14 protein-coding genes are annotated in these 18600 nt (G+C 63.8%); 5 read left to right on the plus strand and 9 right to left on the minus strand.

Annotated features, from left to right (window positions below):
• Positions 1–42: 42 nt before the first annotated feature.
• Positions 43–816, plus strand: a complete 774-nt coding sequence (locus A3736_RS11730; RefSeq protein ID WP_067683199.1) for a Crp/Fnr family transcriptional regulator — start codon at positions 43–45, stop codon at positions 814–816.
• A gap of 21 nt (positions 817–837) precedes the next feature.
• Entirely contained in the window at positions 838–1602 is a 765-nt protein-coding gene (locus A3736_RS11735; protein WP_067683201.1) for a Crp/Fnr family transcriptional regulator, read from the plus strand.
• Between the two features lie 40 nt (positions 1603–1642).
• Here A3736_RS11735 and galE read toward each other — a convergent pair whose 3' ends face one another.
• On the minus strand, positions 1643–2686 hold the full coding sequence (gene galE, locus A3736_RS11740; protein ID WP_067683202.1) for a UDP-glucose 4-epimerase GalE: 1044 nt from the start codon (positions 2684–2686) through the stop codon (positions 1643–1645).
• 332 nt (positions 2687–3018) lie between these two features.
• Between galE and A3736_RS11745 the strand changes: the two genes are divergently transcribed.
• Positions 3019–4647 (plus strand): alpha-D-glucose phosphate-specific phosphoglucomutase, encoded by a 1629-nt coding sequence (locus A3736_RS11745; RefSeq protein ID WP_067683203.1) that lies wholly within the window; start codon positions 3019–3021, stop codon positions 4645–4647.
• A 129-nt stretch (positions 4648–4776) separates the two neighbouring features.
• A complete protein-coding gene (gene galU, locus A3736_RS11750) occupies positions 4777–5658 on the plus strand; it encodes a UTP--glucose-1-phosphate uridylyltransferase GalU (protein ID WP_067683204.1) in 882 nt (293 codons plus the stop codon).
• 171 nt (positions 5659–5829) lie between these two features.
• Here galU and A3736_RS11755 read toward each other — a convergent pair whose 3' ends face one another.
• The 3 genes from A3736_RS11755 to A3736_RS11765 are packed head-to-tail and all read right to left on the minus strand — an operon-like array spanning position 5830 to position 9511.
• Positions 5830–8019 carry a xanthine dehydrogenase family protein molybdopterin-binding subunit gene (locus A3736_RS11755; protein WP_067683205.1) on the minus strand — a complete coding sequence of 730 codons (2190 nt, stop codon included), beginning with the start codon at positions 8017–8019 and terminating at the stop codon, positions 5830–5832.
• Positions 8016–9002, minus strand: coding sequence for a xanthine dehydrogenase family protein subunit M (locus A3736_RS11760; protein WP_067683207.1), 987 nt, complete (start codon positions 9000–9002; stop codon positions 8016–8018). The genes A3736_RS11755 and A3736_RS11760 overlap by 4 nt, the downstream gene beginning before the upstream one ends.
• A complete protein-coding gene (locus A3736_RS11765) occupies positions 8999–9511 on the minus strand; it encodes a 2Fe-2S iron-sulfur cluster-binding protein (RefSeq protein WP_082851461.1) in 513 nt (170 codons plus the stop codon). The genes A3736_RS11760 and A3736_RS11765 overlap by 4 nt, the downstream gene beginning before the upstream one ends.
• A 102-nt stretch (positions 9512–9613) precedes the next feature.
• Between A3736_RS11765 and A3736_RS11770 the strand changes: the two genes are divergently transcribed.
• A complete protein-coding gene (locus A3736_RS11770) occupies positions 9614–10231 on the plus strand; it encodes a flavin reductase family protein (protein ID WP_067683213.1) in 618 nt (205 codons plus the stop codon).
• A 19-nt stretch (positions 10232–10250) separates the two neighbouring features.
• On the opposite strand, the gene A3736_RS11775 is transcribed toward A3736_RS11770, so the two are convergent.
• The 5 genes from A3736_RS11775 to A3736_RS11795 all read right to left on the minus strand — a co-directional run bounded on the left by A3736_RS11775 (position 10251) and on the right by A3736_RS11795 (position 18598).
• A complete protein-coding gene (locus tag A3736_RS11775) occupies positions 10251–11612 on the minus strand; it encodes an efflux transporter outer membrane subunit (RefSeq protein ID WP_067683217.1) in 1362 nt (453 codons plus the stop codon).
• Entirely contained in the window at positions 11609–14710 is a 3102-nt protein-coding gene (locus A3736_RS11780; RefSeq protein WP_197465592.1) for an efflux RND transporter permease subunit, read from the minus strand. The genes A3736_RS11775 and A3736_RS11780 overlap by 4 nt, the downstream gene beginning before the upstream one ends.
• A complete protein-coding gene (locus A3736_RS11785; RefSeq protein ID WP_233999365.1) occupies positions 14707–15807 on the minus strand; it encodes an efflux RND transporter periplasmic adaptor subunit in 1101 nt (366 codons plus the stop codon). Before A3736_RS11785 ends, A3736_RS11780 begins: the two co-directional genes overlap by 4 nt.
• An 87-nt stretch (positions 15808–15894) precedes the next feature.
• Entirely contained in the window at positions 15895–16773 is an 879-nt protein-coding gene (gene purU, locus A3736_RS11790; protein WP_067683220.1) for a formyltetrahydrofolate deformylase, read from the minus strand.
• A 130-nt stretch (positions 16774–16903) separates the two neighbouring features.
• Positions 16904–18598: a sulfatase gene (locus A3736_RS11795; protein WP_067683222.1), complete on the minus strand. Its 1695-nt coding sequence runs from the start codon at positions 18596–18598 to the stop codon at positions 16904–16906.
• Positions 18599–18600: the final 2 nt, after the last annotated feature.

The following is an 18600-nucleotide window of genomic DNA, read 5'->3' on the forward strand; positions in this document are numbered from 1 at the left end:
GGGGCCAAGCATGTCTCGGCGCGGAGCGTATGGGAGGCATGGATGCAGCAGGATACATCGCGAACCGGTTCGCTTGGATCGGTTAACAGCTTTCTTGCCAGCCTGCCGGAAGAGGATTGGAAGCTGCTTGCGGCACGACTTTCACCGGTTCGCTTCAAGAACGGCGATTGTCTGGCGCACGACACGCTTGACGGACCGCACGTACTTTTCCCGCTGAACCTTGTCGCCTGCCTCCAGTTCACACGGCAGCGCAGCGGGCTCGGCCTAGTCGGTCGCGAAGGGTTTTTCGGCTGGTCCGCCGTCCTCGATGACAATTCGCAGGACGAGGTGGAAGCCACGGTTCTGATGGATGGTGGCACCGCACTTGCGATTTCGGTCGAGGATATGCGGCAAGCCTGCCTTTCCAGCGCGACATTGTCGCTCTCCCTTCTCCGGTTTTTGGGATCTTATACCAGCCAGCTCGCCTCGATGATCCGCGCCCGCGATCGCGGAAGCTTGAAGGAGCGCCTGTGCGCCTGGCTGCTGATGTTGCATGACCGGGTGGATAGCGACTTTTTACGCGTGACCCACGGGGGCCTGGCCGCGCAATTGGGCGTCAGGCGCGCGAGCGTGACCGACACGCTGCATGTTCTCGAAGGTGAAGCGTGCCTGCGATGCAGTCGCGGGATAATCTGCCTGACGGACCGAGCGCGCTTGCAACGCAATGCCGGGGTGTCGTACGAAACGCCGCGCATAGCGGCCAAGCAGGCGATACCGTCGACAGACACGGCCTCGATAACGGCAGCCCATCAGGTCTGTGAAGCCGACGCTGTCTGAGGACGCGATTGAAAGGGTGGAATGAGTTTTCGACCGAAAGAAAGTTCCGCCGAGGTCAAGGATAGAAAAGTCATTTCGCGCCTGACCGGTTTCGCAGATCTCGATCCTGTGGAAATTCAGCGGCTTGTAGAGCTGGGCGGTTCGAGAAACCATTTCGAGCGTGGCGACATCATCCGATCGGAAACAGAGCATAACCTCTACCTTCTCGTCGATGGATGGGCGGCGAGCGCGGTGATCCTGGCAGACGGGTCGCGTCAATTGGTCTCGGTCAATCTGCCCGGCGATATCCTGGGGCTCCCGGGCCTGGCGATGCGCGAACCGATCGATGCCGTGATGGCGCTTACGCCGGTCGAGACCATCCGCATCGGGCAGGATCAGATTGGCGAGCTGTTCACGGCAAGTCCGCGAATTGCAGCGATCATGTTCCTGATATCACAGGAAGAACGCTCTCTCCTCATGGAACGGCTGGCGCTTACCGGGCAGGCCGATGCCCTGACGCGCCTGGCCGCGCTGATCCTGCGATTGCACGAGCGACATGCCCTGAGCGAGGAGGATCCGGAGCGCGGTTTCTTCATGCCGCTCACTCAACGCGAAATGGGCGAGCTGATCGGTGTCAGCAGTGTCCACACCAACAGCCTGATCAAGCAATTGCGGGTCGAGGGCGTGGTGTCGGTCGCGAACCGGCGCATGGTGATCCACGATCCCGCTCGCCTAAGCGAAATCGCGGGCGTGCCGCCATGGCATAGGTCGAAACCACGGTGGCTCCCCAAGACGGTCGCGCCGTAAGGACCGCGACGATCGCCGCCCTAATGGGCTTTCGAAGACGCTAGCCGCGATTGTCCGGATCGGCGGGCATCTCACGAATTGTCGCGAGCTTGCGCTCCCACGCCAGCGCGTGGACGATGATCTCTTCCAGATCGGCATGGCGAGGCTTCCAGGGAAGCGTCGCTTTCAGCCGACCGGGATCGGACACCAGCGCTGCGGGATCGCCCGCCCTGCGAGGTGCGAAAATCCGGTCGATCTTCCCGTCGGTGACTGCATCGACCGCATCCAGCACCTCGAGAACGGAGAACCCCCGGCCATAGCCGCAATTCATGGTCATGGATTTCTGGGGGTGCGCAATCAACTCCATGAGCGCCAGCACATGCGCGGCGGCGAGATCGCTGACATGGATATAATCGCGCACGCCCGTGCCATCGGGCGTATCGTAGTCCGTACCGAACACCGAGACGCTCTCGCGCCGACCCAATGCGGCTTCGACGGCAACCTTGATGAGATGCGTCGCGCCCGCAGTGGATTGTCCGCTGCGCGCCTGGGGGTCGGCCCCGGCGACGTTGAAATAGCGCAGCGCGCAGTAATTGATCGGATGCGCGGCGGCGGTGTCCGCCAGCATCTGTTCGGTCATCAGCTTGGACCAGCCGTAAGGATTGATCGGCACGGTCGGCGTGTCTTCGCGGACCGGCGAGCTTTCCGGCACGCCGTAGGTCGCGGCGGTGCTGGAAAACAGGAAATGGGGAATGCCAGCCGCAATGCACGCCTGCAGCAGCGACCGGCTCTTAGCCGTGTTGTTGCCGTAATATTTGAGCGGATCCTCGACGCTTTCGGGTACGACGATCGAGCCAGCGAAATGCATGACGGCGCGTATGCCCTGCTCGGCAAAAATGCGCGCAAGCAGGTTCGTGTCCTCTATATCGCCTTTATAGAAAGGGACATCGTCCGGTACGGCGAATTCGAAACCCGTCGTAAGATTGTCTATAACGGCAACGGGCCAGCCTGCATCGCGCAGGGCGAGGACGGCGTGGCTGCCGATATAACCGGCGCCTCCGGTGACAAGAACCGGTACGGTTCTATCCGCAGGGGATGATGTCATAATAGAATGGCCCCTTCTTGCCGTAACACTTGATTGTCGGGCGAATATCATTTTGGTCTGACAGCGCAACGCTACGATGCGTTCGTCCCCTGGAAGAGGAGGCGACATTTAGATGACGAATTCGATACGGTCCTTAAAACAATTTCTGAAATTCCGCCTCAGCCTTCAGGCAGGGACTGGGCATGAAGCTTCATCCCCGGACCACGTTCATTCGGAGAAGAATTCGCGTGCGAAGGCGCTGGGCCACCTCGCTTATCGTACGAGCACGAGGTCCGATTGACACATTCGGCTTCCATGAGGTCGATACCCGTCCGCCAACCCAGAGGAAATCCATGATCAAAAGCTTCTCCTCCCAGCCATTCACAGACCAGAAGCCTGGAACGTCCGGCCTGCGAAAGAAGGTGCGCGAGTTCGCACAGCCGGGTTATTCGGAGAACTTCATCCAGGCGATCTTCGATACCGTCGAGCGTCCCGATGCCAGCACGATCGTGATAGGTGGAGACGGCCGGTTTCATAACCGCACCGTGATCCAGCAAGCGCTGCGAATCGCCGCCGCCAACGGCTATAGGCGGGCGCTGGTCGGGCGCGGCGGCATTCTTTCCACGCCAGCGGCTAGTCATGTCATCCGCAAAAACGGCGCGAGCGGTGGTCTGATCCTGTCTGCGAGCCACAATCCGGGCGGTCCGGACGGCGATTTCGGAATCAAGTACAATGTCGCCAATGGAGGGCCAGCGCCCGAAGCGGTGACCCAAGCCATCCATGCGCGCACGCAGACGATCGATCGCTGGTTGGCGGTGGAAGCGGAGGATATCGATCTCGACACCATCGGTTCGACGCAGGTGGGAGAAATGCAGGTCGAAGTGATCGATCCTGTCGCAGACTATGCGATTCTGATGGAAGAGCTCTTCGATTTCGCCGCGATCCGCGAGGCCGTGTCGAACGGGCTGACGATGTCCTTCGATGCGATGCATGCGGTGACCGGCCCTTACGCTGGTGAAATCCTCGAAGGACGGCTCGGCTTTGCTCCCGGCACGGTGCGAAACGGAACCCCGCTGGAAGATTTCGGCGGCCATCACCCCGATCCCAATCTCGTCCATGCGCGCGAACTCTACGACAGGATGATGGCGGACGATGCACCCGATTTCGGGGCCGCCAGCGACGGGGACGGGGACCGGAACCTCATCATCGGGCGCGGCATCTTCGTAACGCCGTCCGATTCGCTGGCGATGCTCGCGGCCCAAGCCCATCGCGCGCCCGGTTATGCCGGGGGGCTTTCCGGTATAGCTCGCTCCATGCCGACCAGCGCCGCAGCCGACCGGGTTGCCGAGGAGCTGGATATCCCGGCCTGGGAAACGCCCACCGGATGGAAGTTCTTCGGCTCGCTCCTCGATGCCGGCAAGGCGACGCTCTGCGGCGAGGAAAGCGCCGGCACGGGCAGCGACCATGTTAGGGAAAAGGACGGATTATGGGCCGTCCTATTGTGGCTGAACATCCTGGCCGTGACGGGCAAGAGCGTGGCCAAGATCGCTGAGGACCATTGGCGGAAATTCGGGCGCAATTATTACGCGCGCCACGATTACGAGGGAATCGACACCGAAATCGCGCAATCGATGATGCGCGATCTCGTCGCGTCGCTAGGCGATCTTTCGGGCCGGACCTTCGGCACCCTAACCATCAGCGCCGCCGACCAATTCGACTATACCGATCCCGTCGATGGATCGGTCAGCCGCAATCAGGGCGTCCGCATCTTCTTCGAAGGCGGGGCAAGGATCGTCTTCCGCCTGTCCGGTACGGGAACCGAAGGCGCGACCCTGCGCATCTATCTCGAACGGTACGAGCCGCCCACCGGTAAGCTCGACGCGGAGGTGCAGCCCATGCTGGCGGAACTGGCCGCTGCGGCGGGCGAATTGACCGATCTCGCCGCGAGAACCGGGCGCAAGCAACCTGACGTAATCACGTAAGTCCCTTTACCGGACGCCCGCGGGCGGGCACCGGACTGTCCCAAAATGGGATGCGCGCGTCTCCACATCATCGCCGCATCCACAATCGATTAAACGTCCTCGAAGCTGAACATGCACGGAGACCTTTCCATGAGTTTCAAGCCGATCAAGAAAGCCGTTTTTCCAGTCGCGGGCATGGGCACGCGGTTCCTTCCGGCAACCAAGGCCGTTCCCAAGGAACTGCTTCCGATCGTTGATCGCCCGCTGATCCAGTACGCGGTGGACGAAGCGCGCGAGGCGGGGATCGAGGAGATGATTTTCGTCACCGGCCGGGGCAAGACCGCGATTGTCGAACATTTCGACGTGGCTTACGAGCTTGAAACGACGATGAGCGAACGGGGCAAGGATCTCGGTGTTCTCGACTCGACCCGGGCGACGCCGGGAAGCATCATCACGGTTCGCCAGCAGGTTCCGATGGGTCTCGGCCACGCGGTATGGTGCGCGCGCGCCATCGTGGGCGACGAGCCCTTCGCGATTTTCCTGCCCGACGAATTGATGATCGGAGAGCCGGGCGGCGCTGGTTGCATGAAGCAGATGGTCGATGCCTATGAAAAGACCGGCGGCAATCTGGTGAGCGTGCTGGAAGTGCCGCATGAAGAGGTATCGAGCTATGGCGTCATCGATCCAGGCACGGTCGATGGCAATCTTACTGAGGTGAAGGGCCTGGTGGAGAAACCCGCTGTGGCCGATGCGCCTTCGAACAAGATCGTGTCGGGTCGCTACATCCTTCAGCCCGAAGTCATGGGCATCCTTAAGGATCAGGAAAAGGGCGCAGGCGGCGAAATCCAGCTGACCGACGCGATGGCGAAGATGATCGGCGACCAGCCGTTCCACGCAGTCACTTTCGACGGCAAACGTTACGATTGCGGCAGCAAGCTCGGTTTCGTGGAGGCGACACTGGCGCTGGCGCTGCAGCGCGAGGATCTGGCCGACAGCGTTCGCGAGATCGCACAGCGTATATTGTCGGAATGACGCGCCGATAAACGTCCTGCGAGCGCATTGCTTGCCGCACCATAAAGGGGAGCGGGTCCTGGTGCGCAAGCACGTCGGGGTACACGACGTTCAAGCTGCGCGGCGACTAAGTACGGTCAGGGATCAACCGAAAGGCTGATCCCTGCACCCAATCCAACTGGTTTCAATCGCCTAATCGGGCATCGCCGCCAGCACCCGGTCGGGCGTCATCGGAAAGTCCAGAACCCGCGCGCCGCATGCGTTGTAGATCGCGTTCGCGATCGCACCGGCTCCGCCGCACATGCCGAGTTCGCCGATCCCCTTGGCCTGGATCGGGCTGGCGACCGGGTCGCGTTCCTCCACCATCAGCACCTCTACCTCGGGTACGTCGCGGTTTACCGGGACGTGGTATTCGGCAAGATCGCAATTGACGAGATGGCCATCCCTGGGATCGAAATGCAGCGCTTCGGTCAGCGCGGCACCGATACTCCAGGTAATGCCACCGAGGCATTGCGAGCGCGCGGTCTTGGCGTTCAGCACGCGGCCGAAACCGAACGCGCCGAGCATGCGATCCACCCGCGTCTCGCCGGTAAAGCGATTGACCCTGACCTGAGCGAAGAAAGCTCCGAAACCCGATGCGGTGTGCGTATCGGCGATCTCGCCGGGCTCGTAATGCCCCTCTTCCGACAATTCCTGTCCATCGAGCAGATCGGCCAGCGATTTACCGCCTTCGACAGCGCCGTTGCGCAGCGCCAGATCCGACTCCTCGGTTCCTGCCTTCTTCGCCAGTTTCTCGCGCAGGGCGCGGCAGGCCAGATAGACCGCCGATCCGATCGAGGCCCCACCCCAGCTACCGCCAGAACCCGACCCGCGCGGGAAATCGGTGTCACCCAGCTGAACGAGCACATCGTCCACTCCGAGGCCCAGCATCTCTCCAACCATCTGCGCGACGATGGTGTAGGTGCCGGTGCCGATATCGGTCATGTCGGTGCGCACTTCGGCGGTGCCGTCGGGCCGCAGCGTGACTCTCGCCCGCGCCTCGCCGACATTGTGAACGCGCGCGGCGCTCGCCATGCCGGTGCCGACCCACCATTCGCCATCGCGCGTCTGGCGCGGCTTACGAGCACCGGCATCCCAGCCGAATTTCTCCGCGCCCTGTTGCAGGCACTCGGCCAGCTTGTGCGAGGAGAACGGCAAATCCTCTTCGGGATTGCAGTCGGGAATATTGCGGATACGCAGTTCGACCGGATCGACGCCGGTCTTTTCCGCCAGCACGTCCATCGCGACTTCCAGCGCCGGCATGCCGACAGCCTCGCCAGGCGCACGGACCGATCCGGCGGTCATGCGATGGATGCGCGCGACTTCGAGCTTCAGCGCGCGGTTCTTTCCGCCGTAAAGGAAATGCGAGGATTGCAGCACCGGCTCGGCGAAGTCTTCTTCGGGAAGGTTGGAGACCAGAGCCTCGTGGCCGAACCCGTCGAGCCTGCCCTCGCCATCGCTGGCGAGCCGCAGGCGCTGCTTCGTTTCACTGCGCCGCATGACACATTGGAACACCTGCTGGCGGCTCATGACGACGCGCACCGGACGCCCGACCGCTCTCGCAGCAATCGCAGCAGCTACGACTTCTTCACTGACGCCCAGCTTCGAGCCGAACCCGCCGCCGACATAGCGCGAGACGAGCCGTACCCTGTCCTCGTCCACGCCGAGGCTGTCGGCCAGTTCGGTGATGTTGTAGTTCAGCATCTGGAGCGAGGCGTAGACGGTGACCTTGTCGCCATCCCATTCGGCAATGGCGGCATGCGGCTCCATCGCAGCGGACGCATGCCCTTCGGTCGAAATCTCGAGATCGGCCGCATGATCGGCCCTCGCCATCGCATGCGCGAGATCGCCCTGATCGACGGTCTCGTCCTCCTGCTCTTCGGGTTCGACGGCAGAAGGATCGAGCGGAGCCCCTTCCTCCTCGCGATATTCGACGGAGAGGTGCTTGGCCGCATCGCGCGCCTGCTCGAAACTTTCGGCGACGATCACGGCGATGGGCTGGCCCCAATAATCGACCTTCCTGGGGTTCTGCTGCGGGGCCTCGTTGGCGGTGCCTTGCGCCGCACGCGTGGTCAGGCACTTGTCGTCGATCACCGCCAGCACGCCCGGCATTGCGAGCGCGGCGTCCTTGTCGATCGAGACGACTTCGCCGCGCACGATCGTGGCGGTGACGAGCACACCTTCAGCCAGATTTTCGACCGGATATTCGGCTGCATAGGGCGCAGTCCCGGTGACCTTGGCAAGCCCTTCGATCCGGGAGACGGGCTTGCCGAGCACGCCCTGCTTCATGGTGTCGAGGAAGTTGGCCGTGTCGGGCTCGTCCTGCTTGAGATGGGCGGTCATAATTCGGTCTCCGTCGCTTCAGCCAGCACAGCAGCGAGGGTGCGCCGGGCGAGCGGTATCTTGAAATCGTTCTCGCCATAGCCTTGCGCGTTTTCGAGCAGCAGATCGGCGGCGGAATCGAACAGGGCGGCGTCGGGCGCCTTGCCCACGAGCAAGTCGGACAGGCGCGGATCGTACCACGGCTTGTGCGCCAGCCCGCCGAAAGCGAGATCGGCGCGAGCGATCGTATCGCCCTCCATCGCGATGATCGCCGCAACCGAAACCAGAGCGAAGGCGTAGGACGAACGTTCGCGCACCTTGCGGTAAAGCTGCTTGCCTTCGACCAGCGCGGGCAGCGTGACCGCCGTAATAATCTCGCCTGTCTCCAGCACATTGTCGCGCCAAGGCGTGTCGCCCGGCAGAAGGTGGAAGTCGCGCACCGGAACGCTACGTTCGGACCCGTCCGCGCTCACGATCTCGACCGTCGCGTCAAGCGCGCTCATCGCCACCGCCATGTCGCCGGGATAGGTCGCGATGCAGCTCGAACTGGTACCAAGGACCCCATGGAGGCGCGCGATGCCTTCGATCGCGCCGCAGCCCGAACCTGGCTCGCGCTTGTTGCAGGGCTGGTCGATATTGGTGAAGTAATAGCAGCGCGTGCGCTGGCACAGATTGCCGCCGGTCGTCGCACGATTACGCAATTGCTGGGTCGCGCCTGCCAGGATGGCTCGGGCCAGAACCGGATAATCGCTGCGAATGCGCGCATCATTGGCCGTCGCCGTATTGGTGACGAGCGCCCCGATGCGAAGGCCACCATCCTCGGTGGCCTGAATTTCGTTCATGCCGAGCCGATCGATCGCCACCACGCGTTCGGGCACTTCGACCTGAAGCTTCATCAGGTCGAGCAGGTTCGTTCCACCCGCAATCAGCGTGGCAGTCTCGCCGGTCGAAAGATTGCGCGCATGTTCGAGGCTGTCGGGGCGCTGGAGGTCGAAAGGTCTCATGCCGTCTCCCCCTGGCTCGCCACATCGCGGATAGCGGCGACGATATTGGCATAGGCGCCGCAGCGGCACAGATTGCCGCTCATCCGTTCGCGGATTTCATCGGCGCTGGCCTCCATCTCGCCGTCGAGGCTCTCGCTCGCATCGCTGGCGAAGCCGGCCTTGATCTCGTCCAGCATGGCAGTCGCCGAACAGATCTGACCCGGCGTGCAATAGCCGCATTGATAGCCATCGTGTTCGACGAAGGCGGCTTGCAGAGCCGAGGGATTTTCGGGCGTCCCCAGACCTTCGATCGTCGTCACGTCGTCGCCATCGTGGAGCGCGGCGAGCGTCAGGCAGCTGTTGATGCGCATGCCGTTGACGATAACCGTGCAGGCCCCGCACTGGCCGTGATCGCAGCCTTTCTTCGTGCCGGACAGGCCAAGATCGTGGCGAAGGAAATCGAGCAGGCTGACGCGCGGATCGCTCGGCAGCGTGTGATCGGTTCCGTTGATGGTGATGGTATCGGGCAAGACGGTCTCCTTGCCCACTCAACAGGTAAGCCGCGCTAAAGGTCCGAAACATGGACAAGAAATTAACTTTGATGCGACGTGAGGTGGCGGCATAGCGACCCGATGACCGATTATCATTTCTACGAACCCGAAGAGGGCCACCGCCTGCCGCACGATCCGTTGAACGCCATCGTCGCGCCGCGCCCGATCGGCTGGATCTCGTCGCAGAGCGCCAGCGGCACTCGCAATCTGGCGCCTTACAGTTTCTTCAATCTCATCAATTACCGCCCGCCCCTGATCGCTTTCGCATCGGCTGGGTGGAAGGATTCGGTGGCCAATATCGACGCCACCGGCGAGTTCGTCTGGAATCTGGCGACCCGGGCGCAGGCGGAGGCGATGAATGCGAGTTCGGCCAATGTCGACGCAGGAGTCGACGAGTTCGAGTTGGCCAATCTGGCAACGCTGCCTTCCAAAGTGGTGAAACCGCCGCGCGTCGCGGGCAGCCCGGTGCATTTCGAATGCAAGCTCACGCAGCTCGTGCGCCTCGAAAACAGGCAGGGGGACGCGCTCGACCAATGGCTGGTGATCGGCGAAGCGGTCGGCATCCATATCGATCCCGCCATGCTTGAAGACGGGGTCTACCAGACGGCCCGCCCCGTCCCGATCACGCGCGGCGGCGGCCCGGCGGACTATTTCGCGATCACGCAGGATGCGCTGTTCAGGATGAAGCGGCCGGACTGAATCCGCGAAAACCGAGCGCTCAATATCCTTGCGAGCCGACCGCCGCATGGAAGGCCACATGGGAGGATGCCAGAGCGGCTTCGCTGTCGATCAGCGATTGCCGGCTCGCGATCAATTGGCGCTGCGCATCGAGGACGTCGAACAGCGAAGCGAGCCCTTCGCGGTAGAGCGCATCCGACTGACCGAGCGCGGTTTCGCTCTGCTCGATCGCTTCGGCGAGGTCATCGTTGCGCTGTCCATACGCCTCGATGGCGACCAGCGCGTTCTCGACCTCGCCCAGCGCGTCGAGAAACGTCGCGCGGTATTCGGCGAGCCTTGCGCGGCCCTCGGCCTGAGCCGCCTCCACTTCCGCGCGCCGCCTGCCCCCATCGAACAGGGGCAGGTCGAGCGCGGCTCCGACGCCCGCCAGAAAGTTCGTGAACAGTCCACCCAGCGTCCCGTCGCCGAGGCCGATCGTACCGGGTATCGTGAGAGAAGGTCTCAGATCGGCCTGCTCGATCCCGATCCGCGCCGCCGCCTGCGCCAGCCGCGCTTCGGCGGCGAGAAGGTCGGTACGGCGGCGCAGCAGATCGGCAGGCGGTCCTGCCGCCGGGCCGCGACTATAGTCGGGAATGGCACTCGCATCTTGTGCGGGCGGAGGCGCGAAGGTGCCGGGCGGCTCGGCGATCAATATGGCGAGCGCATTGGCCGCCGAAGCGCGCGCGATTGCGACGAGGCCGCGCCGGGCGCGCGTCTGCGCCAGATCGGCGGCGGCGCGGCGGACGTCGAGATTGGCGGCCAGCCCCGCTTCGAAGCGCAGAGTCACGATGCGCAGCGTGCGTTCCTGCAAGTCGGTCGACTGTTGGAGCAGGTCGAGCTGCGCGCCGGTACGGCGGTATTCGATATACTGGCTGGCGATCGCTGCGGCGACGAGGCGGCGTTGATCGGCGAGGATATAGTCGGCCTCGGCGTAGTCGGCGGCGGCGGCACGGATTTCGGCAGCGAGCCTTCCGTTCAAATCGGGATCGAACAGGCCGAACAGGCCCGCACTCGCCCGCACGCGATTGTCGCTGCCAAGATCGACGCCCGCTTCGCCAGCCGCATCGAGCGTGGGCAGCCGATCCGACCGTTCTGCGGCGAGCAGTGCGGCGGCGGCATCGAGCCGGTCCGTTGCCGCGTCGATATCGAGATTGGCCGCAAGTCCGCGCGCGACGAGATCGTTCAGCGCCGGATCCCCGAACCCTCGCCACCACGCCTCGTCGAGGCCTGCGGGTGGCAGATCGGTGGCATAGACAGGAGGCGGAACGACCACCGCGACCAGCTCGGGCTCAGGCCCTGTGGCGCACCCTGCCAGCATTGCGGCACCTGCCAGTGCAATGCCTCTGCAACGCCCCTGCATCATGCCGGCGCCATCGTCATATCCTCATCGGTCTCGTCGATCTCTTCACGCAGACGCTCGAGGTCCAGCTTGCGCGGCTTTCCAAGCCTGGCGACCCCGAGATAGATAACCGGCGTCAGGAACAGAGTGAACAGTCCGGCAAGACCCAGCCCGCCGAAGATCACCCACCCGATAGACTGGCGCGCTTCCGATCCGGCTCCGCTCGCCAGGATCAGCGGCAATGCGCCGACCACGGTCGAGATCAATGTCATCGCGATCGGGCGCAGGCGGATGGCGGCAGCTTCCTCCACCGCTTCGCGCACGCTGCGGCCCTGATGGCGCAACTGGTCCGCGAATTCGACGATCAGGATCCCGTTCTTCGCCATCAGCCCGATCAGCATGACGAGGCCGATCTGCGAATAGATGTTGAGCGAGACGCCCGACAGAAACAGCGCGAACACCGCCGCCGCCAGCGCGAAGGGCACCGTCAGGATCACCACCGCCGCGCTCGTCAGGCTCTCGAATTGCGCGACAAGGACGAGGAAGACGATCACCAGCGCGAAAGCGTATGTCAGCAAGAGATCGTTCGAAGTTTCCTCCAGGCTCTCCGCCTCGCCCTGAAGGATCATGTCGATCCCCGGTTCGACGGCTTCGTCGGCCAGTCGCTCGATTTCCTGAACCGCATCGCGCAGGGGCGTTCCGGGGGCGATATCCGCGCTGACCTCGATCGCGCGGCGCTGCTCAGTGCGGTCGAGCTCGGCGGCGATGCCCTGCTCCTCGATTTCGGTCACGCTCGACAGCGGCACCAGCGTGTCGTCCGTTCCCCTCACGTAGAGATTGCGCAGATCCTGCGGATTGGTGACGGTGACAGCCTGTGCGGTCAGGAAGATCGGGACCGCCTGATCGCCGACATTGAGATCGACCAGATCCTCGCCGCCGACCATTGCGCGCAGGGTCTGCGCCAGATCGTCCAGATCAACGCCGAGATCGGCGGCACGCTGCCGGTCGATCCGGATCGAGAGTTGCGGCTGGGTCGGCTGATAGGAGATGTCGGGGTTCGAAAGGATGTCCGAGCCGGTGTCGATCGCCGTCGCCAGCGCGGTCGCGGATTCGAAGATCATTGCATATTCGGGGCCCGTCAGCGCCACCTCGAGCCCGTCGCCCCCGCCCCCGAAACTCAGCGTGCCGCGCCCACGCGCATTGGTACGAGAGCCGGGAATTTCCTGCAGCGGTTCGTTCAGTTCCTCCACAATCTCGGTCTGCGATCGGTCGCGATCGTCCCAGTCGGCGAGCTGGGCGGTCACCCGCACGCGGTTGGGATCGTAGCGACCGACGATGGAGAAGGTGCTCTCGATCTCGCCGCTGTCGAGATAGGGCTGGAGCACCCGTTCGACCTCGTCCAGCTCGCCATCCATGAAATCGATGCCCACCCCGTCGGGCCCGGTCGCATCCACGGTGACGACGCCGCGATCCTCGTCGGGCACCAATTCGTTGTCGAGCTGCGTATAGAGAAGCCCCGCGGCCACGGCGAGCAGGACCGAGACGATCCCGGCAAGCCGGGGACGATCGAGGCATTTGGTCAGCAGCTTCGAGTACCCTTCGGTCACCTGTCCGCCCCACCGGGCGAGGCGTCCGCGTGACTGTTCCTCGCTCGTAAGATCGAAGCGGGCGGCGAGCGCGGGCACCAGCGAGAGCGCGACGAAGCTCGACAGGATCACCGCCACCGCGAGCACGAACCCGAATTCGCGGAAAACGCGTCCGACCTCGGACGGCAGAAAGCTGATCGGGACGAACACGCTGACGAGGACGGCCGTGGTCGCGACCACCGCAAAGAACACCTGCCGCGTGCCGATGACGGCGGCGGCCCGGCGGCCCAGCCCCTTGTTCTGCAAGCGCTGCGCGTTTTCGAGCACGACGATCGCATCGTCCACGATCAGGCCCGTCGCCAGCACCAGTGCCAGCAGGGTCAACAGATTGATGGAAAAGCCCATCATCCAGATGCCCGCGACCACGCCGACCAGCGCCACCGGGATCGTCGCGCTGGGCACGATCGTGGGTCGCCAGGCGCGGAAGAACAGCAGCATCGTGCCGACCACCACAAGCACTGTGAAACCGAGCGTTATCAAGACCTCGCGCACCGATATTCGGATGAATTCCGCATCGTCCGACACGATTTCGATGCTGAGATCGTCGAACCGCTCGTTGAGGCGATCGACCCCGTTGCGGATCGAATCCGAAATCTCGATCGTGTTCGAACTCGCCTGCCGCACGACCCCTAGGCCGACGATCGGTCGGCCGTCGAGCCGGACGAAATTGGTCGCATTGGCTGGCGCGAAATCGGCCTGCGCGACATCGCCGATCCGGGTCGTCCCCGAGATCACGACGTTTTCGATACGCGCGGGATCGGTCGCGCTCGCCTCGGCGCGCACGATCAGTTCCTGCGCATTGGACCGGAACGAGCCGACCGGCACGTCGTATGGGGCGCTTTCGAGCGCTGCGGCCACATCGGCGAGCGTCAGGCCGAAGCGATTGAGGCGCGCCGGATCGACCGAGACCCGCATCTGGCGCGCGCGCGTGCCAAACTCCTCGATACTGGCGACGCCCTCCGCCGCGAGCAATTCGGGCACGATGTCGTTTTCGACGATCCGGGTCAGCTCCGCCTGATCGTAGCGCGTCGACTGGACCGCCAGCGTCATGATCGGCTGTGCGTCCTGATCGGCCTTGACTACGGTGACCTGCTCGACCCGGTCGGGAAGGTCGCGCGAGGTGCGGCTGACCGCTTCGCGCACGTCGGAAGCGGCGGTGTCGAGATCCACGCCGGGATTGAATTCCACCCGGATCCGCGAATTGTTCTCCTCGCTCGAAGATCGGATTTCGCGCACGCCCGATACCCGTGCGACCGCGTTTTCGAGCCGGCTGGTGACTTCGGAATCCATCGTTTCGGGCGCGGCACCGGGGAGGCTTGCCGTAACGGACACGATCGGGCGATCGACATTGGGGAGTTCTCGCACCTCCACGCCCATCAGCGCGGCGATCCCGGCGATCACGATCAGCAGGTTGAGCACGCCGATCAGCAGCGGCCGTTTGACCGCCAGCATGGGAAGATCGTTGCGGTCCTTCACTGCTCCGCCGGGGCTGAAGCGGACGTGGCCGATCCGGTTGGGCGGACCTGGACCGTCCGGCTACCCGCGCCGCCGCCGCTGACGAGGCGGATGTCCTGCCCGTCGCGCACCTTCTGAACCCCTTCGACGATCACCCGATCGCCGCGCCGGATCGCGCCGTCGACGAACACCAGCCCTTCGCGCCGGGCGGTGATGGTAATGGGCACGCGCACCGCCTTGCGATCCCTGACGACGAAGACGTGCGAGCCCTCCCCGCCCCAGACGATCGCCTGTTCGGGCACGACCGGTCGCGGCTCTCCCTGCCGTTCGAACACGACGCGAAAGCTCATGCCGGGACGCAGGCGGTCGCCCTCATTGGGAATGGCGGCGCGCACGATGAAGTCGCGGCTGTCCTGCGAAATCCTGCTGTCGGTGGTGACGACGCGCGCATCGATCGTGCGCGATCCGTCGGAAAAGGGCGTCACCTGCACGACCTGTCCGGGGCTGAGAGCGTTGAAGACCGCTTCGGGCGCGGGAAAATCGACATAGAGCGTGCCGCGCTGGTCGATCTGCGCGATCGGGGTCGCATCGTTGACACGATCCCCCGGATCGATCTCGGTCAGGCCGACATGGCCGGAGAACGGCGCGCGCACGGTGCGGTCGGCAAGATCGGTCTGTGCCTGTTGCAGCGCCACCCGCGCGCTGGCGAGTGCGGTTTCGCCCGCCTCGATCTGGCTGGCGGACAGGGCGCCGGTATCCTCGATCCGGCGATAGCGCGAAAGGAGCTGGTCCGCCTCGCGCACCTGGACCCGCGCGGCTTCGACCGCCAGCCGCTCGGCCCGCGCATCGAGCTGAAGCAGCGGGGCGCCATCGCGCACGAAATCGCCCGCTTCGAAAAGCACGCGCGTCACGCGGCCTGCGGTTTCGGGATAGATTTCCGCTGAAGTCGCCGCGCGCGCCGATCCGATCGCCTCGACCTCGAGCGTTTCGGGAAGGACGCGAATGTCCTCGGCAACCACAGGAACGGGATCGCGTTCACGTTCGGGTTCCGCTTCGGCACAGGCAGCCGCCCACATCAGACAGCAAACGGCGAAGGCGTGGGAAATCGATTTCGCCATGGTCCGGCTCCTATCGCACTCAAGCCTGCGGGGAAAGGCGCTATTCCGGCAGCGTGCGTGGGCGTTGCGGGGTGCTGATCCGAAGCTTCAGCGAAAGACGACGGTGCGGATACCGTTCAGGAAAACGCGCCGCTCGGCCGTCCAGCGCACAGCGCGGGCCAGCACCCGCGCCTCGATATCGCGCCCGATGCGGACCAGATCCTGTTCGGTCGCGCGGTGGTCCACGCGCTCGATATCCTGTTCGATGATCGGCCCTTCGTCGAGATCGCCGGTGACGAAATGCGCGGTCGCCCCAATCAGCTTGACGCCGCGCTCATGCGCCTTGCCATAGGGGCGCGCGCCCTTGAAGCTGGGCAGAAAGCTGTGATGGATATTGATGCAGCGCCCGGCGAGCCGCTGCGCCATGTCGGACGATAGCACCTGCATGTAGCGCGCCAGCACCAGCGTATCGGCACGCGTTTCTTCGAACACGCCAAGAATGCGCGCTTCCTGCTCGTGCCGCCGCTCCGCATCGACGGGAAGGTAGTGATAGGGAACGCCGTGCCATTCGGTCAGGTCGCGCAGGCCTTCATGGTTGGAAACCACACCGACGATCTCCACCGGCAGATTGCCGGTCTGCCAGCGATGCAGCAGATCGTTGAGGCAATGGCTGCCCCGCGACACCGCGATCAGGAGACGGGGCCGGTGATCGGCGGGCAGCAGATCCCAGTCCATTGCGTATCGGCTGGCGATGGGCGCGAAGCCCGTCCGCAGATCGTCCACCGATTTGGGGAAGGATGCGCCCTCAGCACGAAATTCGATCCTGAGAAAGAAGCGCCCTGCATCGAGATCGGCATATTGCTGGCTGTCGAGGATGAAGCCCTCAATCGCGGCCAGATGGCTGCTGACCGCGGCGACGATGCCCACCCGGTCCTCGCAGGACAGGGTAAGGATGAAGGCGGGTTTTCCTGCATCGTTCGCGGTCATGCGCGCGCTTTTAGCAGCGCAAGCCCCGCGCGCCAGAGCTTTGGCACGTGTGGTGCCGGCCTATGCAGAACCGGATCGATTTACCGGCGGAGTGGCCCCTCTAAAACGCAAAGAAGTCGCCGTTCATCCCTCAATGATGGGCGTGGTGCCCCGCCCCCGCCGCGCTCGTCGCATCCCGCAGTCCCTTGGCCCTCGCCCGACCATCCGAAAGGGGCGCGTCCACCGCCGGACCGTCGCTGTCGCGATATTGGCGGCGCAGCGCTTCCAGCTTGACCTTCAATCGCGCGACCTCGTCCTGAACCCTGGGGTCATCGATGCGATTGTGCATCTCGTTCGGATCGGTTTCGAGATCGTAGAACTCCCACGCATCGATATCGCCGTAGAAGCGCATCAGTTTGTAGCGACCCTGCTTCACCCCATAATGCGCGCGGACCGCGTGGAAGCCGGGATATTCGTAATAATGGTAATAGACCGCATCGCGCCAGTCGCCGGGCGGCGTGCCATCGACCACCTCGCGCAGGGAACGGCCCTGGATCGCCTCGCGCCCCGGCAGTCCCGCATAGTCGAGGAAGGTCGGCGCGTAATCGACGTTCTGCACGGGGGCCGCGATCCTGGTGCCGGGCGCGATATGGCCGGGATACTGCATCACCAGCGGGGTGCGCAGGCTTTCTTCGTACATGAAGCGTTTGTCGAACCAGCCATGCTCGCCGAGATAGAAGCCCTGATCGGAGGTGTAGACGAGGATAGTGTTATCGGCCTCGCCGCTTGCCTCCAGCCAGTCGAGCACTCGGCCCACGCTGTCGTCCACCGCTGCCACGGTGCCGAGATATTCGTGCATGTAGCGCTGGTATTTCCAGATCGCCATCTCGCGATCGGTCATGGCGGCCGCGTTCATCGCGTCGTTGCCGGGCTGCAGCGCCCCGAAATAAGCCTCGCGCTGTTCAGGCGTCATGCGCGCGAAATCGTCGGTCCACGGATTGAAGCGCAGTTCGCGGCTCCCCTCCTCCACCGTCATCTTGAGGTCGTGGCCCTCATACATGTCGCGGTAGATGTTCATTTCCTGCGCCTCTGCCGCAGGGCGACCGTCGTAATGGTCGAAATAATTGGTGGGCACGGGAAACTCGGTGCCGATATATTTCTGCACATGGCGCAGCGCGGGCATGAAATTGCGATGCGGCGCTTTGTGGTGGATCAGCAACGCGAACGGCTTGTCGCTGCCCGCGCGCGCATCGAGCCATGCAAGGCTGCGATCGGTGACGAGATCGGTGGCATAGCCTTCCACCACTTCTCGCCCGTCGGGCGTGATGATATCGGGATTATAGTATTTGCCCTGATCGTCGAGCACGGCCCAATCGTCGATCCCCGCACCTTCGGGCGAGTAATTCAGATGCCATTTGCCGAACAGGGCCGTGTCATATCCCGACGCGCCCAGTTCGCGCACCCAATTCCACTGGGAATTGTCGAATTTCTGCCCGTTCCTGGTGAAGCCGTGCATGTGGCTGAACTGGCCCGTGAGCATGGTTGCGCGGGCCGGTCCGCACAGCGAATTGGTGACGTAGCTGTTTTCGAACAGAGCGCCGTTCGCAGCTATCCGATCGATATTGGGGGTCGGTGCCAGGCGGCCGATCTCGGTTCCGTACGCGGAGATCGCGGTCTGGGCGTGATCGTCCGACATGATGAATATGATGTTCGGGCGGCGTTGTTCGACGTGTGCGGGCTTCGTCTGCGCCACCGCCCCCGCACTCTCGGTTGCGGCGGGAACTGTGGCGCAGCCCGGCAGGACGAAGGCCAGGGCAAGAGCCGCGAAAGCGCTGCGTCCCGTCATCC

Source organism: Erythrobacter sp. HI0063 (genome assembly GCF_001635685.1).
In the GTDB taxonomy this organism is placed as follows: Bacteria; Pseudomonadota; Alphaproteobacteria; order Sphingomonadales; family Sphingomonadaceae; genus Qipengyuania.

Excerpts from the sequence above, each read along its gene's own strand:
- A3736_RS11785 (WP_233999365.1), bottom strand. The coding sequence starts at position 15,807 with ATGGCGAAATCGATTTCCCACGCCTTCGCCGTTTGCTGTCTGATGTGG.
- A3736_RS11745 (WP_067683203.1), top strand. The coding sequence starts at position 3,019 with ATGATCAAAAGCTTCTCCTCCCAGCCATTCACAGACCAGAAGCCTGGA.
- A3736_RS11775 (WP_067683217.1), bottom strand. The coding sequence starts at position 11,612 with ATGATGCAGGGGCGTTGCAGAGGCATTGCACTGGCAGGTGCCGCAATG.
- A3736_RS11755 (WP_067683205.1), bottom strand. The coding sequence starts at position 8,019 with ATGACCGCCCATCTCAAGCAGGACGAGCCCGACACGGCCAACTTCCTC.
- A3736_RS11760 (WP_067683207.1), bottom strand. The coding sequence starts at position 9,002 with ATGAGACCTTTCGACCTCCAGCGCCCCGACAGCCTCGAACATGCGCGC.
- A3736_RS11795 (WP_067683222.1), bottom strand. The coding sequence starts at position 18,598 with ATGACGGGACGCAGCGCTTTCGCGGCTCTTGCCCTGGCCTTCGTCCTG.
- A3736_RS11730 (WP_067683199.1), top strand. The coding sequence starts at position 43 with ATGCAGCAGGATACATCGCGAACCGGTTCGCTTGGATCGGTTAACAGC.
- A3736_RS11770 (WP_067683213.1), top strand. The coding sequence starts at position 9,614 with ATGACCGATTATCATTTCTACGAACCCGAAGAGGGCCACCGCCTGCCG.
- purU (WP_067683220.1), bottom strand. The coding sequence starts at position 16,773 with ATGACCGCGAACGATGCAGGAAAACCCGCCTTCATCCTTACCCTGTCC.
- galE (WP_067683202.1), bottom strand. The coding sequence starts at position 2,686 with ATGACATCATCCCCTGCGGATAGAACCGTACCGGTTCTTGTCACCGGA.
- A3736_RS11735 (WP_067683201.1), top strand. The coding sequence starts at position 838 with ATGAGTTTTCGACCGAAAGAAAGTTCCGCCGAGGTCAAGGATAGAAAA.
- galU (WP_067683204.1), top strand. The coding sequence starts at position 4,777 with ATGAGTTTCAAGCCGATCAAGAAAGCCGTTTTTCCAGTCGCGGGCATG.